15 protein-coding genes and 1 riboswitch are annotated in these 14,986 nt (G+C 65.1%); of the genes, 8 read left to right on the forward strand and 7 right to left on the reverse strand.

Annotation, left to right across the window (positions count from 1 at the left end; all coding sequences use genetic code 11):
- Nucleotides 1-21: 21 nt before the first annotated feature.
- Nucleotides 22-1,206: an aminotransferase class I/II-fold pyridoxal phosphate-dependent enzyme gene (locus ACVWWQ_RS04500; RefSeq protein WP_133949649.1), complete on the reverse strand. Its 1,185-nt coding sequence runs from the start codon at nucleotides 1,204-1,206 to the stop codon at nucleotides 22-24.
- 94 nt (nucleotides 1,207-1,300) lie between these two features.
- On the opposite strand from ACVWWQ_RS04500, the gene ACVWWQ_RS04505 reads away from it, so the two are divergent.
- Nucleotides 1,301-1,777 (forward strand): Lrp/AsnC family transcriptional regulator, encoded by a 477-nt coding sequence (locus ACVWWQ_RS04505; protein WP_133949647.1) that lies wholly within the window; start codon nucleotides 1,301-1,303, stop codon nucleotides 1,775-1,777.
- 21 nt (nucleotides 1,778-1,798) lie between these two features.
- Here the strand turns inward: ACVWWQ_RS04505 and ACVWWQ_RS04510 are convergent, their stop codons facing one another.
- The 4 genes from ACVWWQ_RS04510 to ACVWWQ_RS04525 all read right to left on the reverse strand — a co-directional run bounded on the left by ACVWWQ_RS04510 (nucleotide 1,799) and on the right by ACVWWQ_RS04525 (nucleotide 4,637).
- Nucleotides 1,799-2,428 (reverse strand): response regulator, encoded by a 630-nt coding sequence (locus ACVWWQ_RS04510; protein WP_099651718.1) that lies wholly within the window; start codon nucleotides 2,426-2,428, stop codon nucleotides 1,799-1,801.
- A 229-nt stretch (nucleotides 2,429-2,657) separates the two neighbouring features.
- A complete protein-coding gene (locus ACVWWQ_RS04515) occupies nucleotides 2,658-3,056 on the reverse strand; it encodes an RNA-binding S4 domain-containing protein (protein WP_133949645.1) in 399 nt (132 codons plus the stop codon).
- 29 nt (nucleotides 3,057-3,085) lie between these two features.
- The gene (locus ACVWWQ_RS04520; protein WP_099651716.1) at nucleotides 3,086-3,676 is read right to left on the reverse strand and encodes a response regulator; all 591 of its coding nucleotides are present in this window, start codon (nucleotides 3,674-3,676) and stop codon (nucleotides 3,086-3,088) included.
- Nucleotides 3,677-3,743: 67 nt separating this feature from the next.
- Nucleotides 3,744-4,637 (reverse strand): AEC family transporter, encoded by an 894-nt coding sequence (locus ACVWWQ_RS04525; protein WP_133950900.1) that lies wholly within the window; start codon nucleotides 4,635-4,637, stop codon nucleotides 3,744-3,746.
- Nucleotides 4,638-4,989: 352 nt separating this feature from the next.
- Between ACVWWQ_RS04525 and ACVWWQ_RS04530 the strand changes: the two genes are divergently transcribed.
- The 4 genes from ACVWWQ_RS04530 to ACVWWQ_RS04545 all read left to right on the forward strand — a co-directional run bounded on the left by ACVWWQ_RS04530 (nucleotide 4,990) and on the right by ACVWWQ_RS04545 (nucleotide 9,842).
- On the forward strand, nucleotides 4,990-6,126 hold the full coding sequence (locus ACVWWQ_RS04530; RefSeq protein WP_133949643.1) for a phosphotransferase: 1,137 nt from the start codon (nucleotides 4,990-4,992) through the stop codon (nucleotides 6,124-6,126).
- A 32-nt stretch (nucleotides 6,127-6,158) separates the two neighbouring features.
- Nucleotides 6,159-6,254, forward strand: a riboswitch (TPP riboswitch).
- A gap of 56 nt (nucleotides 6,255-6,310) precedes the next feature.
- Nucleotides 6,311-8,494 (forward strand): TonB-dependent siderophore receptor, encoded by a 2,184-nt coding sequence (locus ACVWWQ_RS04535; protein ID WP_133949641.1) that lies wholly within the window; start codon nucleotides 6,311-6,313, stop codon nucleotides 8,492-8,494.
- Between the two features lies 1 nt (nucleotide 8,495).
- Entirely contained in the window at nucleotides 8,496-9,089 is a 594-nt protein-coding gene (pnuC, locus tag ACVWWQ_RS04540; protein WP_133949639.1) for a nicotinamide riboside transporter PnuC, read from the forward strand.
- A 105-nt stretch (nucleotides 9,090-9,194) separates the two neighbouring features.
- Complete coding sequence (locus tag ACVWWQ_RS04545; RefSeq protein WP_208321603.1) at nucleotides 9,195-9,842, forward strand: DUF4124 domain-containing protein; 648 nt, start codon at nucleotides 9,195-9,197, stop codon at nucleotides 9,840-9,842.
- A gap of 60 nt (nucleotides 9,843-9,902) precedes the next feature.
- Here ACVWWQ_RS04545 and ACVWWQ_RS04550 read toward each other — a convergent pair whose 3' ends face one another.
- Nucleotides 9,903-10,595: a histidine phosphatase family protein gene (locus ACVWWQ_RS04550; RefSeq protein WP_133949637.1), complete on the reverse strand. Its 693-nt coding sequence runs from the start codon at nucleotides 10,593-10,595 to the stop codon at nucleotides 9,903-9,905.
- 68 nt (nucleotides 10,596-10,663) lie between these two features.
- A complete protein-coding gene (locus ACVWWQ_RS04555; protein ID WP_133949635.1) occupies nucleotides 10,664-11,296 on the reverse strand; it encodes a DUF3471 domain-containing protein in 633 nt (210 codons plus the stop codon).
- Between the two features lie 310 nt (nucleotides 11,297-11,606).
- On the opposite strand from ACVWWQ_RS04555, the gene ACVWWQ_RS04560 reads away from it, so the two are divergent.
- The 3 genes from ACVWWQ_RS04560 (at nucleotide 11,607) to ACVWWQ_RS04570 (ending at nucleotide 14,947) form a co-directional block, all read left to right on the forward strand.
- Complete coding sequence (locus tag ACVWWQ_RS04560; protein WP_133949633.1) at nucleotides 11,607-12,533, forward strand: alpha/beta hydrolase; 927 nt, start codon at nucleotides 11,607-11,609, stop codon at nucleotides 12,531-12,533.
- A gap of 206 nt (nucleotides 12,534-12,739) precedes the next feature.
- Entirely contained in the window at nucleotides 12,740-13,294 is a 555-nt protein-coding gene (locus ACVWWQ_RS04565) for a hypothetical protein (RefSeq protein ID WP_133949631.1), read from the forward strand.
- 195 nt (nucleotides 13,295-13,489) lie between these two features.
- Entirely contained in the window at nucleotides 13,490-14,947 is a 1,458-nt protein-coding gene (locus tag ACVWWQ_RS04570) for a serine hydrolase domain-containing protein (protein WP_457383312.1), read from the forward strand.
- The last annotated feature ends 39 nt before the right edge of the window (nucleotides 14,948-14,986 follow it).

Consider the following 14,986-nt stretch of genomic DNA (forward strand, 5'->3'; position numbering starts at 1 on the left):
CCGGCCAGAGCGGCATCTTTCTCAGGCCGCTTCGCTGAGCCGCGCTGCATCCAGCGCCTGGCTCAGGTCGTCCCACAGATCCTCGACATGCTCGATGCCGACCGACAACCGCAACAGTCCGGGCGTGATGCCGTGCTGCGCCTGGGTGGCGGCATCCACGACCCGATGAGTCAGTCCGGCCGGATGCTGGATCAGCGTATCGACCGAGCCCAGGCTTACCGCCGGCGTGGCCAGCTTCACCGCCGCCATCACCACGCTCGCCGCGGCATGGCCACCATGCATCTCGAACGCCATCAGGCTGCCCGGGCCGTGCATCTGCGTATCCACCAGATGCGCATTCGCCACCGTGCCGAGGCCGGGGTAGCAGACTTTCGCCACCGCCGGATGTGCCGCCAGCCGCTTGGCCAGCTGTCGCGCGTTGTCCTGCGCCTTCAACACACGCAATGACAGCGTCTGCAAACCGCGATGCAACAGGTACGCACCCAGCGGATGAAGCAGGCCGCCGGTGGCGGCGCGCACCTGGCGCAGCGCGGAAGCCCATTCGGCGTTGCAGGCGACCACGCCGGCAATCACGTCGCCATGACCGCCAAGAAATTTGGTCGCGCTGTGCAACACCAGGGTGGCGCCCAGCGAGGCCGGCTGCTGCAACACGGGCGTGGCAAAGGTGGAATCGACCAGCACCGGCACCGTGCCGGCTGCCTTCACCACTGCGGCAATGTCGACCAGATCCAGAGTCGGGTTGGCCGGCGTTTCGATGATCACCAGCGCGGTATCCGCATTGATCGCCGCGGCCACGTCCTGCGGCGTCACCCAGCGCGTGGTGATGCCGAGCAGGCCGGAATTCAGCAGGTGATCGTTGGTGCCGTACAAAGGGCGCACCGCCAGCACATGCTTGCCGCGCTGGCCCGCAGCGAGCAGGCAGGCCGACATCGCCGCCATGCCGGAGCCGAACGCGACCGCGTCGGTGGTGCCTTCCAGCTGTGCCAGCGCATTCTCGAAGCGTGCCACGGTGGGGTTGTGCAGGCGCGCGTAGATCGGGTTGGCCGCCGTCGCCGCACCACCGACCAGCGCGTCGAAACTTTCCGTTCCCTCGGCCAGGTCGCGCACCGGATACGTGGTCGACAGGTCCAGTGGCGGCGCGTGGACGCCCAGTTCGCTGAAATCTTCCCGACCGGCATGCACACCAAGCGTTTCGAGACGTGACATCAGCGCAACCCCATTCGATAGATTGCACTGATACTAGAATCATCCGTTATCCTGAAAACTCTCCACCGAATTATATTTCGAGAAAGCCCTTTTCATGCGCCTGGATCGAATCGACTTCGCGATATTGCGCGAGCTGCGGAAGAACGCTCGGCTACCCAACAAAACCCTCTCCGAACGCGTGGGCGTGGCGCCTTCGACGGCGCTGGAAAGGGTCCGCCGCCTGCGCGAGAGCGGAGCGATCAGCGGCTACCACGCGGAGATCGCCCCGGCAGCCGTGGGTATCGGCTTGCAGGCGATGATCAGCGTGCGACTGGCGCGCCATTCGCGTGACGACCTGGATGCGTTTCACGCCTATCTGCTGACTCTGCGCGAGGTATTGGCGTTCTATCACGTGGCCGGGGCCAACGATTACCTGCTGCACGTGGCGGTCGCCGACAGCAACCACTTGCGCGATTTCGCGCTGGATGCATTCACCACCCGGCCCGAAGTGGCGCACATCGAGACCAGTCTGATCTTCACCTTCCGCCGCAATCCGGACGTGCCGATCTACCGCGAGGCGGAAGAAGACTGACGGATCGCCGGGAAAGGACGGTCAGCCGACGCCGCGGGCCACGTTCAAGATGATCGGCTGCGGGGTGGCTGAAACAGCCAACGGGGAAGTCACATCCGCATCGGGCATCGCGATATCCGGGATATCGGCCAGATCTTCGCCGGACCATTCCACCGATGGCCCCGCCACAAGCTCGCCGTCCAAGGCCGGAACACGTGGCGGCAGACGCCCCGAATCCACCAACTGGCCGATTCGCAAATAGACCTCGTCGCGATCGAACGGCTTTTTCATGAAATCATCGGCGCCGAAACGCTGCACGTAGAATTGTTCGGTGGCCTGCGGATTGCCGCTGATCATCACGATCGGGATATCCCGGGTCAGCGGATCGTGGCGAAGCGTGCGCAACACCGCAAAGCCGTTCATGCCGGGCATCACGATGTCCAGAAAGATCAACGCCGGTTGCTCGCTGCGCGCCAATTCGATCGCCGCGCTGCCATCACCGGCCTTCATCACCGCATAACCGTCCTGGCGCAGCATCTTGCCCAGCACGGCGCAAATCGTGGGCGAATCATCCACCACCAGCACGCGCGCACCGAGCGGTGCCTGTGACTGCCGATGCTGGCCGGTCGGATGGGTGCCCAGCAGACGCTTGAAGAAGCCGATGCCATTCATCTGTGCATGTCCTTGCCGTGCAAGCTCGCGAACTGTCCGGTCTGGCGAAAGCGCCAACCCGTCGGATTTCAAGGAATATTCCCCCATCCACGCACTTTATTCTGCGATGCACTGCTCAGAGCCTGCGGCAATCACGCTCCTGCCGGCGTATTCCATCGCAAGCCAGCACGCGCTCACATGAATCCGGCCATCCGTAACGAGGTCGAAAGGCAGGTCGCTTCACCGCCTTTCAACGATCGTGCTTGAGTCGGCGCAGATCACGACGCGCCTGTTTGTCCGGACGTTTTTGTGGACCGCTGGCACCGACCAGTCGATGCAACTCACGGGCTGCTTCGCGCGCCAGGCGGCTGGGCTCGGTCTCGCGGTACAGAGTCTGCGCCACACTTGCCGGGCCACGACGCTCGGACAACGCAAGTACCTCGACTTCGAGCCGCTCCTCGCCGCGACTGATCTTCAGGCGGTCGCCCGCGCGTATCGTTCTTGCCGGTTTGCAACCGGCGTCATTGACGTCGATGTGGCCGCCGTCAATGGCCTGCTTGGCAAGGCTGCGGGTCTTGAAGAAACGCGCCACCCACAACCAGACGTCGACGCGCGTCGTGCGGGATCCTTCCGGAATGGACTTGCTCATGACGTCCATTGTCGCGCCACGACCCACATTCAGTCCGGCGTGGTGACCGGCGCAATCATGTCGTGCGGGTCGGGCATCGCGATATCGGGAATCGCGGCCTGCTCGGCCTCGCTGTGCGCGGACTCGCCCACCATCGCTTCTGCCGCAGCACGCTCACGCACGACCAGACGTCCACTGTGGGTCAGGTGCTCGATCCGCGCAAACACCTCGCCCCGACCGAACGGCTTCTTCATGAAATCGTCGGCCCCGAAGCGCTGCACATAGAACTGTTCGGTGGCCTGCAGGTTGCCGCTGATCATCACGATCGGGATGTTCCGCGTCAGCGGGTCGTGCCGCAGCGCACGCAACACGGCAAAACCGCTCATGCCCGGCATCACGATGTCGAGGAAAATCAGGTCCGGACTCTCGCGACGGGCGATGGTCAGCGCCTCCTCGCCATCCGCTGCCTTGAGCACCAAATGGCCATTCTGCGTCAGCATCTTGCCGATCACCGCGCGAATGGTGGCCGAATCATCCACCACCAGAATGCAGGCGCCTCTGGGCTCGCCACTGCGTGGCACCGCACGACGTTCGCCATGGTCGTTGCCGAACCATCGCTTGATCAGTTGAAAACCTGCCATGCCCCGAGCTCCCCTGCCCTCATTGGCCCTAGTTTCGGCGGACTCCATGCCGGACGCAAGGAATGGCTCAGCCGGGCAGCAAGGCATTGCCCAGCGGAATGGTCAGCAGCGAAATCACGATGCCGGCGCCCAGCACGGTATTGGCAAGCGTCGGCTCCAGCCCATACTCGTCAGCGAGGATCGTCGCCGACACCATCGGTGCCATCGCCGCCTGCAGCACGCCCACCGTCAACACCAGGCCGTCGACTCCTGCCGCCGCTCCCAGCGCCCAGCACAGCAGCGGCGCCAGCAACAGTTTCCAGCCCAACCCCCAGCTCGCCGCGCCCAGCTGTCGCTGACCCGGATGAAACTTGAACTGCAGGCCGACCGAAAACAGTGCCAGCGGCGTGAGCGTGGCGCCGATCGGGGCGAATACACCCTCCAGCAGCGGCGGCCATCCGCCGAACAGTCCGGCCACGATCCCGACCAGCAGCGCAATGGTCGGCGGAAAAGTGAAGATGCGCCGAGCCACCAGACCCAGCTCGGGCTTGCGGCCGGAATACAGCGAAGCCACCACGATGCCACCGATCGCCAGCACCGGAAAACAGCCCAACTGGTCGGCCACCACCGCCAGCGCCAGACCCTGTTTGCCGTGCAGGGCCTGCATCAGCGGATAACCCATGAACGACGTATTGCCCAGCCCGCAGACCAGAATCAGTGCGCCGGTACGTTGCCGCGACCAGCCCAGTCGTGGGCCCAGCAGACCAAACAGCAGCCATGCTCCGCCAAAAGTCAGCCACATCACGGCGACCAGAAACCAGAGTTGCGAATCGAAACTGACCTTGGGAATCAGCTCCAGCACCAGCGCGGAGAGCGCCACATTCAGCACCCACCAATTGATCCCGTGCACCATCCCCGCCGGTGGCTTCGCGTAACGCGCCACCAGGGAGCCGAGAATCAGGCAGACGAACAACAGCAGCATCGCACTCATGGGCTGGCGGCAAGCTCCGGAACAGTCGCTCATTATAGGTTCGTTGAAGCTCGCCACCCCGTGTGCGCCTGTCGCCAGCGACGACCGACCGGAGCGTGACTGCGATGGCTGACCGGCGCCAGAGCTGACAGCAGCGCCGCATCAACAGTCGGCACCGATCTCCTTGTCCAGCACGTGAGCATGCCGGACGACGCACGGCCGTCGATCGACGTCGGGAAAAGCCTTCGGGGTGACGGCACGTTCGGCGCGTCTTTGCCCGCGTAGTCGCTGCCTTCGCGCCACCGAGAACCGCCGAATGGACTTTCAAGGGATAATCCCGCGCTTGACCGTCGGTGGATGTCACATGAACGATTTGCCCCACCTCGCCCATGGGCTGGCCGGCGACGAAACGCCACCGGACTGGCCCGCGCTGACCGGCAACGAAGTGCGCCACCTGCTTGACCGCTACCGGGCACTCGGGCCGGTGCGCGATATCCAGTGGCACAGCCCGCGCCCGTTGTCGGCCGCGTGTCTGGTGCACGTCGGAGCCGGCACCGTCTTCGTCAAACGCCACCACCGCAGCGTTCGCAGCACGGCCACCCTGGCCGAAGAGCACCGCTTCATCGCCCACCTGCGCGGCAACGGCGTGCCGATTCCCGCCGTACTGCATGACGCGCAGGACCAAACCGCCGTGGCGGTCGGCGACTGGGTTTACGAAGTGCACGAACGCGCCGTTGGCGTCGACCTGTATCGCGACACGATTTCATGGCAGCCGCTGCCCAATCGTGATCACGCCCGCAGCGCGGGAAACATGCTTGCCGTGCTCCACGATGCCGCGCAAGGCTACGACGCGCCGCAGCGCGACACGCACATCCTGGTCGCGCGCAGCGAGTTGATCCGCGCCAGCGACCCGGTCGCCGCGTTGCGCGCGGAACTCCCTGCACGACCAGGGCTGGCTGACTACCTACGCCACCGTGACTGGCCAACCGAACTCGCCGAGCTGATCTCGCCCTGGCATGCCGCCGCCCAGCGACCACTGCAGGCGCAACCGGAGCTGTGGACACACGGCGACTGGCATGTGTCCAACCTGTGCTGGCGGGTGGATGCCGCGCATCCGCAGATCACCGACGTGCTCGACTTTGGTCTAGCGGCGCGCAACTTCGCCCTGTTCGACCTCGCCACCGCGATCGAGCGCAACGCCATCGCATGGCTCGAACTTGGAAAAAACAAAGACATCGGCCATCCCGACATCGCCTGCGCACTGATGGACGGCTATCATCGGCAGCGGCCGTTGAGCGCAGAGGACCGGGACCTGCTGGCCAACCTGCTGCCGCTGGTCCACGTGGATTTCGCGCTGTCCGAAGTCGAGTACTACCACGCCATCACGCAGTCCACGGCCAATGCCGACGTGGCCTGCGAAACCTTCCTGCGCGGCCATGCCGCATGGTTTCGGACGTCCCACGGGCAGGCTCTGCTCCGGGCCATCCGCGACGGCGCCTGAGCAAGCCGCGCCGATCCGTGGTTCAATACGCGTTCTTGAAGCGGGGGTGCCCGGCGTAGCCGGGCTGAGAGAGTCCCTTGGAACCTGACCCGGTTAATACCGGCGTAGGGAGCTTGCAGATCCGGTGCGTCCTCGCGACGAACCGGGTCGCCGTCGCTTCGTCTGCACCCTATTGACGACGACGATGACGATGCCCTTTCCCCGCACTCCCCTGATCCTCGCCCTGCTGGCGATCATGGCGCCGGTTCGCGCTGCCGACACCACCAGCGAACCGCAGGCCACCCGCCTGTCGCCGGTGCACGTGAACGCGAACAGCCACAAGGGCTACAACGCCGACAACTCGCAGCTGGACACTTTCGGCAGCTTCGGCAACGCGCCGTTGCAGGACACGCCCGCTGCGATCACCGTGATCACCCGCGACCAGATCGACGACCGCCAGCCGCGCACGCTAAGCGAACTGGCGCGCAGCGATGCCGCCCTGGGCGACAGCTATGCACCGGTCGGCTATTACCAGGACGTCGCCATTCGCGGTTACGCGCTGGACCTGGCCACCGGCTACAAGCTCAACGAGATGAGTCTGGTCGGCGAGCAACCCATTGCGCTGGAAGACAAGCAGCGGGTGGAAATCCTCAAGGGATTGGGCGGCCTTGAAGCCGGCGTGGTCGCCCCGGGTGGACTGGTCAACTACGTCAGCAAGCGCCCGGCCGATGTGCGCAGCGCCACCGTCGGCACCGACTCGCACGGCTCGCGCTATCTGGCTCTGGACGTCGGCGGCTGGCTCAGCCCGGCTTTCGGCGTGCGCGTGAACGCAGCGCACGAGGACATGAACTCCTACGTCCAGCATGCCGACGGCCGCCGCAGCTTCGTCTCGCTGGCCGCCGACTGGAAGATCAACCCGGACGCGACCCTGCAACTAGACAGCAACTACCAGACCAGCGGACAGCGCTCGGCCTCCGGCTACCAGTTGCTCGGCGGCAGCACGATTCCGGCGCACCCCAGCCGCACCCGCCTGCTCGGCTTCGAGCCGTGGCAGCAGCCGGTCGGCATCGATGCCAGCAACAGCACGCTGCGTTTCAATTACCACCTCAGTGACACATGGACGGCCCAGCTCTCGGCCAGCCACAGCCGCGCGGTGATCGATGACAATGTCGCTTTCGCCTACGGCTGCTTCTATTCCGCCGACTGCGCCAGCGGCGCCACACCCGGCTGGTTCTTCGCCCCGAACGGCGACTACGACATCTACGATTACCGCAGCCCCGACGACACCCGCGTCAACGACGAGGCCCGCGCAGTACTGAAGGGAACGTTCGAGACCGGCTCGATCAGCCATGAAGTCAGCCTGGGCACCAGCGCATTCCGCCGCACCATCGATCGTCGCCCCTATGTCTACGACTACGTCGGCACCGGCAATATCAATCAGGTGGACCCACCCTACTTCGCCCCGTCGCCGAATCAGCCCGGCAGCTCGGTACGCCGGCTGACCAGTTGGCAGCACTCGGTGTTCGCGCTGGATCGGCTGCATCTGGGTGATCAGTGGCAGGTGCTGGCCGGTGGTCGTTTCGTGCGCCTGCACGAACGTGCCTACGACTCCAGTGGCGTACCCGAACGTGACACGCGGATCAGCAAGATGCTGCCGCAAGCGGCGGTGCTGTGGCAGCCCACCACGCGGCTGATCACCTACCTCAGCTACAGCGAAAGCCTGTCGCTGGGCAATGAGGCGCCTTACTGGACGTCGAATGGCGGCACCACGCTTGCCCCCTTGCTGGCGCGCCAGACCGAAGCCGGCGTGAAGTACGCCTGGAGCGATGCGCTGAGCCTGACCGCGGCGCTGTACAACATCCGCCAGCCCTATCAGTTTGCCCGGCCCGATCAAAGCGCCGAAGGCTTCACCTTCGTGCAGCGTGGCAACGAAGTGCACAGCGGGCTGGAGCTCAACGCTGCCGGACAAGTCACCGATCGCCTGCGCCTCACCGCCAGCATCAACCTGATCCGCGCGCGTGCCGACGGCACCGGTTCCCCGAGCTACGAAGGCCACCAGGTCGTCAACGTGCCGCGCCTGCGCAGCGCCGTGTATCTCGACTATCAGCTGCCGTTCGCCCCCCAGCTCGGCCTGCTCGGCGGCTGGCGCTACGCCAGCTCCAACGTGGCCACGCCGAACGGTTTGACGCGGGTGCCGGCGTACAACGTGTTCGATGCCGGCTTGCGCTATGCCAGCCAGTGGAATGGTCACGCGATGACCTGGCGGCTCAGCGTCGACAACGTGTTCAATCATTTCTACTGGCGTGACACCGGCAGCTCCGGCGGCGACAGCTATCTGTTCCCGGGTGCGCCGCGGCTGGCGCGCCTGTCACTGACGTTCGCGTTCTGACATGACCTGGGTCGAACTCCTCGCGGCCATTGTCAGCGCCCTTGGCGTCTGGCTCACCACCCGACGCCAGCCTTGGTGCTGGCCCATCGGGTTGGTGTCGGTGCTGATCTATGCGTGGGTGTTTGTCGACGCCAAGCTGTATTCCGATGCCTTGCTGCAACTGGCGTTCGCCGGCTTCATCGGCTACGGCTGGTACCGCTGGCTGCAGCATCTGGGTACCGATGGCAAGGTGCAGGTGGCACCCTTGCCGCGCCGACAGGCGCTGCTGCACCTGGCCATCGGCAGTGTCGGCGCCATCGCGCTCGGTGCGTTCATGCACCATCTGACCGACGCCGCGCTGCCGTGGCTGGACGCGGCACTCACCGCTTTCAGCCTGGTGGCGCAATGGTGGCAGGCGCGCCGGCATGTGGCGGCCTGGTGGCTGTGGATTGCGGTGGACGTGATCTACGTGGGCGAATACGTCTACAAGCATCTGCTGATTACATCGGTGCTGTATGCCGGCTTCGTCGTTCTTGCCGTCATCGGCTTGCGCGCATGGCGGGAGGCTGGCCGGACGATCGAGACCACGCCCCCGTCGCCAATGCCGATCCGTTAGCGCCACTTTCGGACGGGGCCTGCTGTCGTCCGACGTTCAGCACCCCCTAACCGGTACGATGGCAACATCGTTGCCCATGCAAGGTCACGCAGGATGGGTGCCACCATGAAAGTCCGACCGAACCGAATCCACTTGTCATGCATGGCGATCCTGCTGCTGGGCGCGGCAGGAGCCGCCGGCGCCCAGAACATCTACAAGTGCACCCAGGGCGGCCAAGTCAGCTACACCGACCACCCTTGCCCGAAAGGCAGCGGCGAACTGCTGCATCAGGCTGACGACAGCGAGATCATCGATCGCTACCTGCGCCTTGGCCAGGACACGCTGGCGAAGAACTACGCCACCTCGCATCATCTGGAAGGGCTCTACCGGCAGCGCATCGAAGCCCGCCAGCAGGCGCAGGACGAGAAAGAGCAACGGCAGGCCGATGAGGCCTACGCCGCACAGCAGCAAGCCGAGCGGCAACAGCAGCAGGCACTGGTCGACGAGGCGGCCGAGCGCAATCGTCTGCAGGGCGAGAACGACGCCTTGCGCCAGCAGAACGATGCTTATCAGGATCAACTGCAACAGCAGCAGGCGTACAACCCGCCGCCGGCCTACTGGGCGCCGTATCCGAACCGTCGTCCCGGTCATGGTCACCACGAGGATGACCATGGTCACCACGGGGATGGCGATGGCGATCATCACCGTCCGCCACCGAAGGAACCGGTGTTTCATCCGTGCAAACAGCTGGCCGGTGGACGTACGCAATGCTGAGCCGACCGGTTCGAGGCAGCTGACTCCCGGTCACGGTGTCCTGAAGCACCGCCAGTACGATCAGGGCAACGCGGGAACCGCCAGGCTGCGCTCCGGATCGCCGGTGGCGCCGGTGCGCAGGTTCGGCGGAATATGCCCGACGTCACCCATCGAGATGACCTTGAAGCGACCATCCGCTTCCACCAGGATTCGGGTGATGCTGGCATTGCCCACCGACATCTCCAGCCAGGCTCTGCTGTCCACGCCAAGTGCGCGCACGACCATGTTGCGGATCACGTTGCCGTGGCAAACCATCAATGCGGTTTGCGCCGACCCGATCGCCGGTTTGAAGTAACGGGCAAACAACCGGTCGAACTGTTTCTTGCAGGCGGCCAGGTCGGCCGGCTTCTCATCCGCGGTGACCTCGGTGCGCCGCGTCGGCGGCGTGCATTCGGCAAGATCGTCCACCACCTCGAAATGGCGTCCGGGAAAGTCTTCGCCGATGATCGCCGCGGTGTCGCGCGCACGCTGCACCGGGCTCACCAGCAAGGCATCGAACCGTGTCGGCAGGCCGGACAGCCGCGCGCCGGCCAGGCGGGCCTGGGCCACGCCGATCGGCGCCAGGTGCGGACCCAGTTTCTTGTCAGCCGTCGCGTCGGGCAGGTAATAGCCGTGGCGTACCAGCACGATGGTGCGCGTCGCCGGCGCCTCTGCCGCATGCAAAGGCACCGCCGGCAACAGGCAGAAAAGCGTCAACAGAAGACGGGGAAGCATGGCGTGTCTCGGCGCGATGGGTCACCGGAGTATCCAACGGGAACGCCGCGTGCACCAAGTCCAGGACGTTACTTGTCAGCAGGCACCGGCACAAAGCGAAGATCCTGGTAATCCCAGCTGAAATCCGCGATCGGCGAGATCGCCTTCATCGTCATCTGCTCGACGCGGCCATCGGGCTTGAGCGCGAAGGTGACGTAGGCGTCCTCCACCTCCGGCATCGCCCAGCGCGTGCGGAACGTGTCGTACTGCACGTGCTCCAACGTGCCGTGCAGGCCGGGCGAGCGGTCGAAGCTGATGCTCAAGCCGGCCTTGCCACCGTGCACGATGGTGGCCGTGCCGTACCACGGGTCGCGATAGATGCCGGCGTACCCGGACAAGGGCAGCGACGGACCACCGGCGGAATGCGTATCGCCGCGATGCGCCCGGAGTGCCGTCGTGGCCGCGGCATGAATGTCATCGAACATCTGCCGGTAGCCGCCGATCCAGTCGGGCGACGGCAGCCCCAGCAAGGTATCCAGCAGGTGTTCGCGCATCGCGAGCAGGGTGCCGGCGTCCTCGGCGTTGAGCATCACGGCAAACGCCGCGTGCCGCTCCGGAATGATCACCACCACCGAGTAGCCGCCGAGCACGCCACCGAGATGGGTGATGATCTTGTGGCCGCGGTAGTCCTGAAACGAGCAGAATGGCGATCGCCAAAGCACACGCCTCGTCTACCGAAGGGAGAAAGCCCGCACCTTGCACGTCAGACGGCGTCACCGTCATCGGCGCAGAGTCGGCCGGAGTGGTGTGCGCCGCCACCTTTCACAGAGCGACCCGTTTTGCCGCGGCCACGCCGTGTCTCCGACCAGCCAGCGCTGCCCGCGCTCGAACCGAGGCAGAACCTGTCGCCATCCTGCTCCCGCACAGTTGCAGCTGCATTGAAGCAACGGCACTACCCGCTGCCGCCACCGAAGGCATACGCTGCGGCGGCGGTTCACCCACATCGATTCCATCAGGCAGAGGGAAGCACGCATGAACCACCGCTCGCTGCACCAATTTCTGGCCGCTTGCCTTGCCATCGGCCTGGCAGGCATTCCGCTGCAGGCTCCGGCGCAAGCCGCCCCGAAACCCGTGACCGATGCGCTCGTGTCGGCCGCGCCGGGCAACGATCGCGCGTCGATGCAGACCATGCAGATTCCCAGCCATGGCTCGCTGATGAACGCGCTGGTCTACGTCGCTGCCGGCGCCGGACCGCACCCGGTGGTGATCCTGCTGCACGGCTTTCCCGGCAACGAGCGCAATCTTGATCTGGCGCAGGACATCCGCCGCGCCGGCTGGGACGTGCTGTATTTCAACTATCGCGGCTCCTGGGGCACGCCCGGCAAGTTCTCATTCGCCCACGGCATCGAAGACACCGCCGCCGCGATCGCCTATCTGCGCCAACCCGAGGTGGCCAAAACGCTGCGCCTCGATCCGCAACGCATCGTGCTGATCGGCCACAGCATGGGCGGCTTCATGACCGTCGAGGCCGCTGCCGCCGACCCCGCCATCAAGGCGTTCGCCACTCTCTCGGCGGCGGACATGGCGGGACACATGCAACAACTCGTGCGCAAGGATGGCCAGGCGCAAGCCATCAAGGACATGGCCAGCGGCCTGGGCAACGAAGGCATGGCACCGCTGAGTGGCTGCACACCCGACGGGCTGGCGCGCGAACTGGCCGCCCATGCGTCCCACTGGAGTTTCCCGTCCAGCGTCAGCACACTGAAGGATCGCACCGCCCTCATCATCACTTCCGATGACGGACTCGCGCCCGCCAACCAGACCTTCGCCGCCGACTTGCGCCAGGCCGGCGATACCCGTGTCACCACCGTCCATCTGCCCACCGATCACGCCTATTCCGATCAGCGCCTCGAACTGTCCCGGACCGTGCTGGCGTGGCTGGCCGCGTTGCCGAAGTAAGCGCGAAGCGAGGAGACCATCAGGCCGCTGCGACGGCGAATCACGGGGTGGTAACGGCCTCATCTGCCAAGATGGGGACGCGGCCAGGCGGGCGTCGTCGCCGGCTCGGGACGCGGCCCCAACGCCCATGTCCGCATGGCCGCGCACGGTGCAGATTCGCTCCAACAGAACCGAATCAATGCACCACATGATTCACGGAGAGCATCATGAAATCCATTCAACGATCCGCGGTTTTCGGTGCACTCATTGCCTGTTCGGGCGCGGCGCTGGCGTCGTCCGGCTCGCTCAACGAGTTCCGGCCGAAGGTCCTGCCGGTACTGGTGCAGGTGAACTCCCACGGCAAGGTGACTGACATGTCGCCAGCCATGGAGCTTTCCCCTCCGCTTCGCCGATTGCTGCGGGCCAACCTGGACGAGATGATCAGCGCGCCAGCCACCGACAAGCACGGCCGCCCGATATCCAGCCAGTTCATCATGAATCTTGCCCTGCAGGCCTCACCGCTCGACAACGGCAACTTTGATGCGCACTTTGACTACCTGTCGACGGCACCGGTACCGGCAGGCTCGTGGTACTGGGTGCATATTGACGGCCACCGACTCGCCCTTGCCCGCCAGGGTTCCACCTACCGGACGCAACGCAGCCCTCCCCCGGTACGCGATCTTCGCCGTTTCCCCAACCCCAAATATCGGCGGGCCTCGATGCCAACCGTAAAAAACGTCGCACCCAGTGCACCACCCGCACCGCCCCCACGCCGGCCTTGATCAAGCTGACTCGCCAACAAGACCCGCCCACTGGCGGGTCTTTCGTATCTGCCCGCCGCAAGCCGCCTTTCCCGGCCGGCGCTTAACCGTTGTGTTGCCGCAGCCATACCGGGACGCAGGCGACATGGCGATGGAACACGGATGCCCGCGCTTCAGCCAGAATGTCCAGCCTGCCATTTGTCTGCCGAGAGCCCCATGCATCTGCCACGTCGGCTGTTCACCACCCTGCTTGCCTGCGCCCCGATGCTGGCCGCCGCACAGACGCCTGATCTCCAGCCGACGCAGCTCGCCGCGATCAACCGCTACGTCGCCGCCGAGATGGCACGCGAACACATCCCCGGCGCCGAGGTCGGTATCTACCGCAACGGCCACGCGATACTGGTAAAGGGCTATGGCCTGGCCAATGTCGAATGGAATGCACCCGTCACGCCCACCACGCTGATGCAGTCCGGCTCGGTCGGCAAGCAGTTCGCCGCCACCGCGGTGATGATGCTGGTGGAACAGGGCAAGCTCAAGCTCGACGACAGCATCAGCCAATACTTCACCGATGCGCCGGCAAGCTGGAAGCCGATCAAGGTGAAGAACCTGCTGTCGCACACCTCCGGCCTGGCGGAATACGAAGACCCCGCGCGCATGCAGCCCGGCGGCATGTTCGACGTGCGTCAGGACTTCACCGAAGACCAGCTGGTGAAGCGGATCGAAACGCTGCCGATCGAATTCAAGCCGGGCGACGACTGGGCGTATCGCAATACCAACTACGCCCTGCTCGGCGTGCTGATCCACAAGGTCAGCGGGAAGAACTACCGCGACTACATGCACGACCACATCTTCGCCCCGCTCGGCATGGTGTCCACCCGCGGCATCTCCGACCGCGACATCATCCCCGGCCGCGCGGCCGGTTACGAGCTGGTCGGCGGACAACTGAAGAACCAGACTTGGGTATCACCCAGCCTCAACTCCACCGCGGACGGCACGCTCTACTTCAACGTCGTCGATCTGGAGAAATGGGATCGCGCGCTTTACGGCATCAGCTTGCTCAGTCGCAAGTCACTGGACACTATGTGGACACCGTTCGTGCTCAACGATGGCCAACCCAACGCCAGCCACTACGGCTTCGGCTGGGTCGACGACAGCGCGAACGGCCACCGGATGATCCAGCATTCCGGTTCATGGCAAGGCTTCACCTGCACCATCAACCGCTACGTCGACGACAAGCTCACCGTGGTGGTGCTGACCAACCTCGACGCCGGTCATGCCAGCCCCGTCTACATGGCGCACGTCATCGCCGGACTGGTGGAGCCGGCACTGATGCCCAAGCCGAATGCCGCCATCATGGACAACAGGCCCGAAATCGCCACGCACGCGCGCAACGTGCTGAAAGCCATGCTGGCCGGCAAGAACATCGCCAGCGAATTCAGCGCCGACGCCGGCTACAACTTCGATCCGAACGACGCCGTCGACATGCGCAGCCAGCTCCCCGCGACATGGGCAGCCACCCCGCTGCAGCTGATCAAGCGCACCGAACACGCAGGCGCCGTGCGCTCGGTCTACCGGGTGGGTCCGCAAGGCGACACGCGGATCATGCTGGTAGAGCTGGATGCCAAGGGCAAGCTGCTGAACCTGGCGGTGCGGGCCGACCCCGACAACCGCTAGCGTGCGCGGTCGGCTTCGTCCGCCAGCCTGTCGCGCAGA

The sequence above is a fragment of the Rhodanobacter sp. TND4EL1 genome, from assembly GCF_054061035.1.

What these genes read in the sequence shown, in the direction of transcription:
- ACVWWQ_RS04500 (WP_133949649.1), bottom strand. Translation starts at nt 1,206, where the DNA reads ATGTCACGTCTCGAAACGCTTGGTGTGCATGCCGGTCGGGAAGATTTC.
- ACVWWQ_RS04505 (WP_133949647.1), top strand. Translation starts at nt 1,301, where the DNA reads ATGCGCCTGGATCGAATCGACTTCGCGATATTGCGCGAGCTGCGGAAG.
- ACVWWQ_RS04510 (WP_099651718.1), bottom strand. Translation starts at nt 2,428, where the DNA reads ATGAATGGCATCGGCTTCTTCAAGCGTCTGCTGGGCACCCATCCGACC.
- ACVWWQ_RS04515 (WP_133949645.1), bottom strand. Translation starts at nt 3,056, where the DNA reads ATGAGCAAGTCCATTCCGGAAGGATCCCGCACGACGCGCGTCGACGTC.
- ACVWWQ_RS04520 (WP_099651716.1), bottom strand. Translation starts at nt 3,676, where the DNA reads ATGGCAGGTTTTCAACTGATCAAGCGATGGTTCGGCAACGACCATGGC.
- ACVWWQ_RS04525 (WP_133950900.1), bottom strand. Translation starts at nt 4,637, where the DNA reads ATGCTGCTGTTGTTCGTCTGCCTGATTCTCGGCTCCCTGGTGGCGCGT.
- ACVWWQ_RS04530 (WP_133949643.1), top strand. Translation starts at nt 4,990, where the DNA reads ATGAACGATTTGCCCCACCTCGCCCATGGGCTGGCCGGCGACGAAACG.
- ACVWWQ_RS04535 (WP_133949641.1), top strand. Translation starts at nt 6,311, where the DNA reads ATGACGATGCCCTTTCCCCGCACTCCCCTGATCCTCGCCCTGCTGGCG.
- pnuC (WP_133949639.1), top strand. Translation starts at nt 8,496, where the DNA reads ATGACCTGGGTCGAACTCCTCGCGGCCATTGTCAGCGCCCTTGGCGTC.
- ACVWWQ_RS04545 (WP_208321603.1), top strand. Translation starts at nt 9,195, where the DNA reads ATGAAAGTCCGACCGAACCGAATCCACTTGTCATGCATGGCGATCCTG.
- ACVWWQ_RS04550 (WP_133949637.1), bottom strand. Translation starts at nt 10,595, where the DNA reads ATGCTTCCCCGTCTTCTGTTGACGCTTTTCTGCCTGTTGCCGGCGGTG.
- ACVWWQ_RS04560 (WP_133949633.1), top strand. Translation starts at nt 11,607, where the DNA reads ATGAACCACCGCTCGCTGCACCAATTTCTGGCCGCTTGCCTTGCCATC.
- ACVWWQ_RS04565 (WP_133949631.1), top strand. Translation starts at nt 12,740, where the DNA reads ATGAAATCCATTCAACGATCCGCGGTTTTCGGTGCACTCATTGCCTGT.
- ACVWWQ_RS04570 (WP_457383312.1), top strand. Translation starts at nt 13,490, where the DNA reads ATGCATCTGCCACGTCGGCTGTTCACCACCCTGCTTGCCTGCGCCCCG.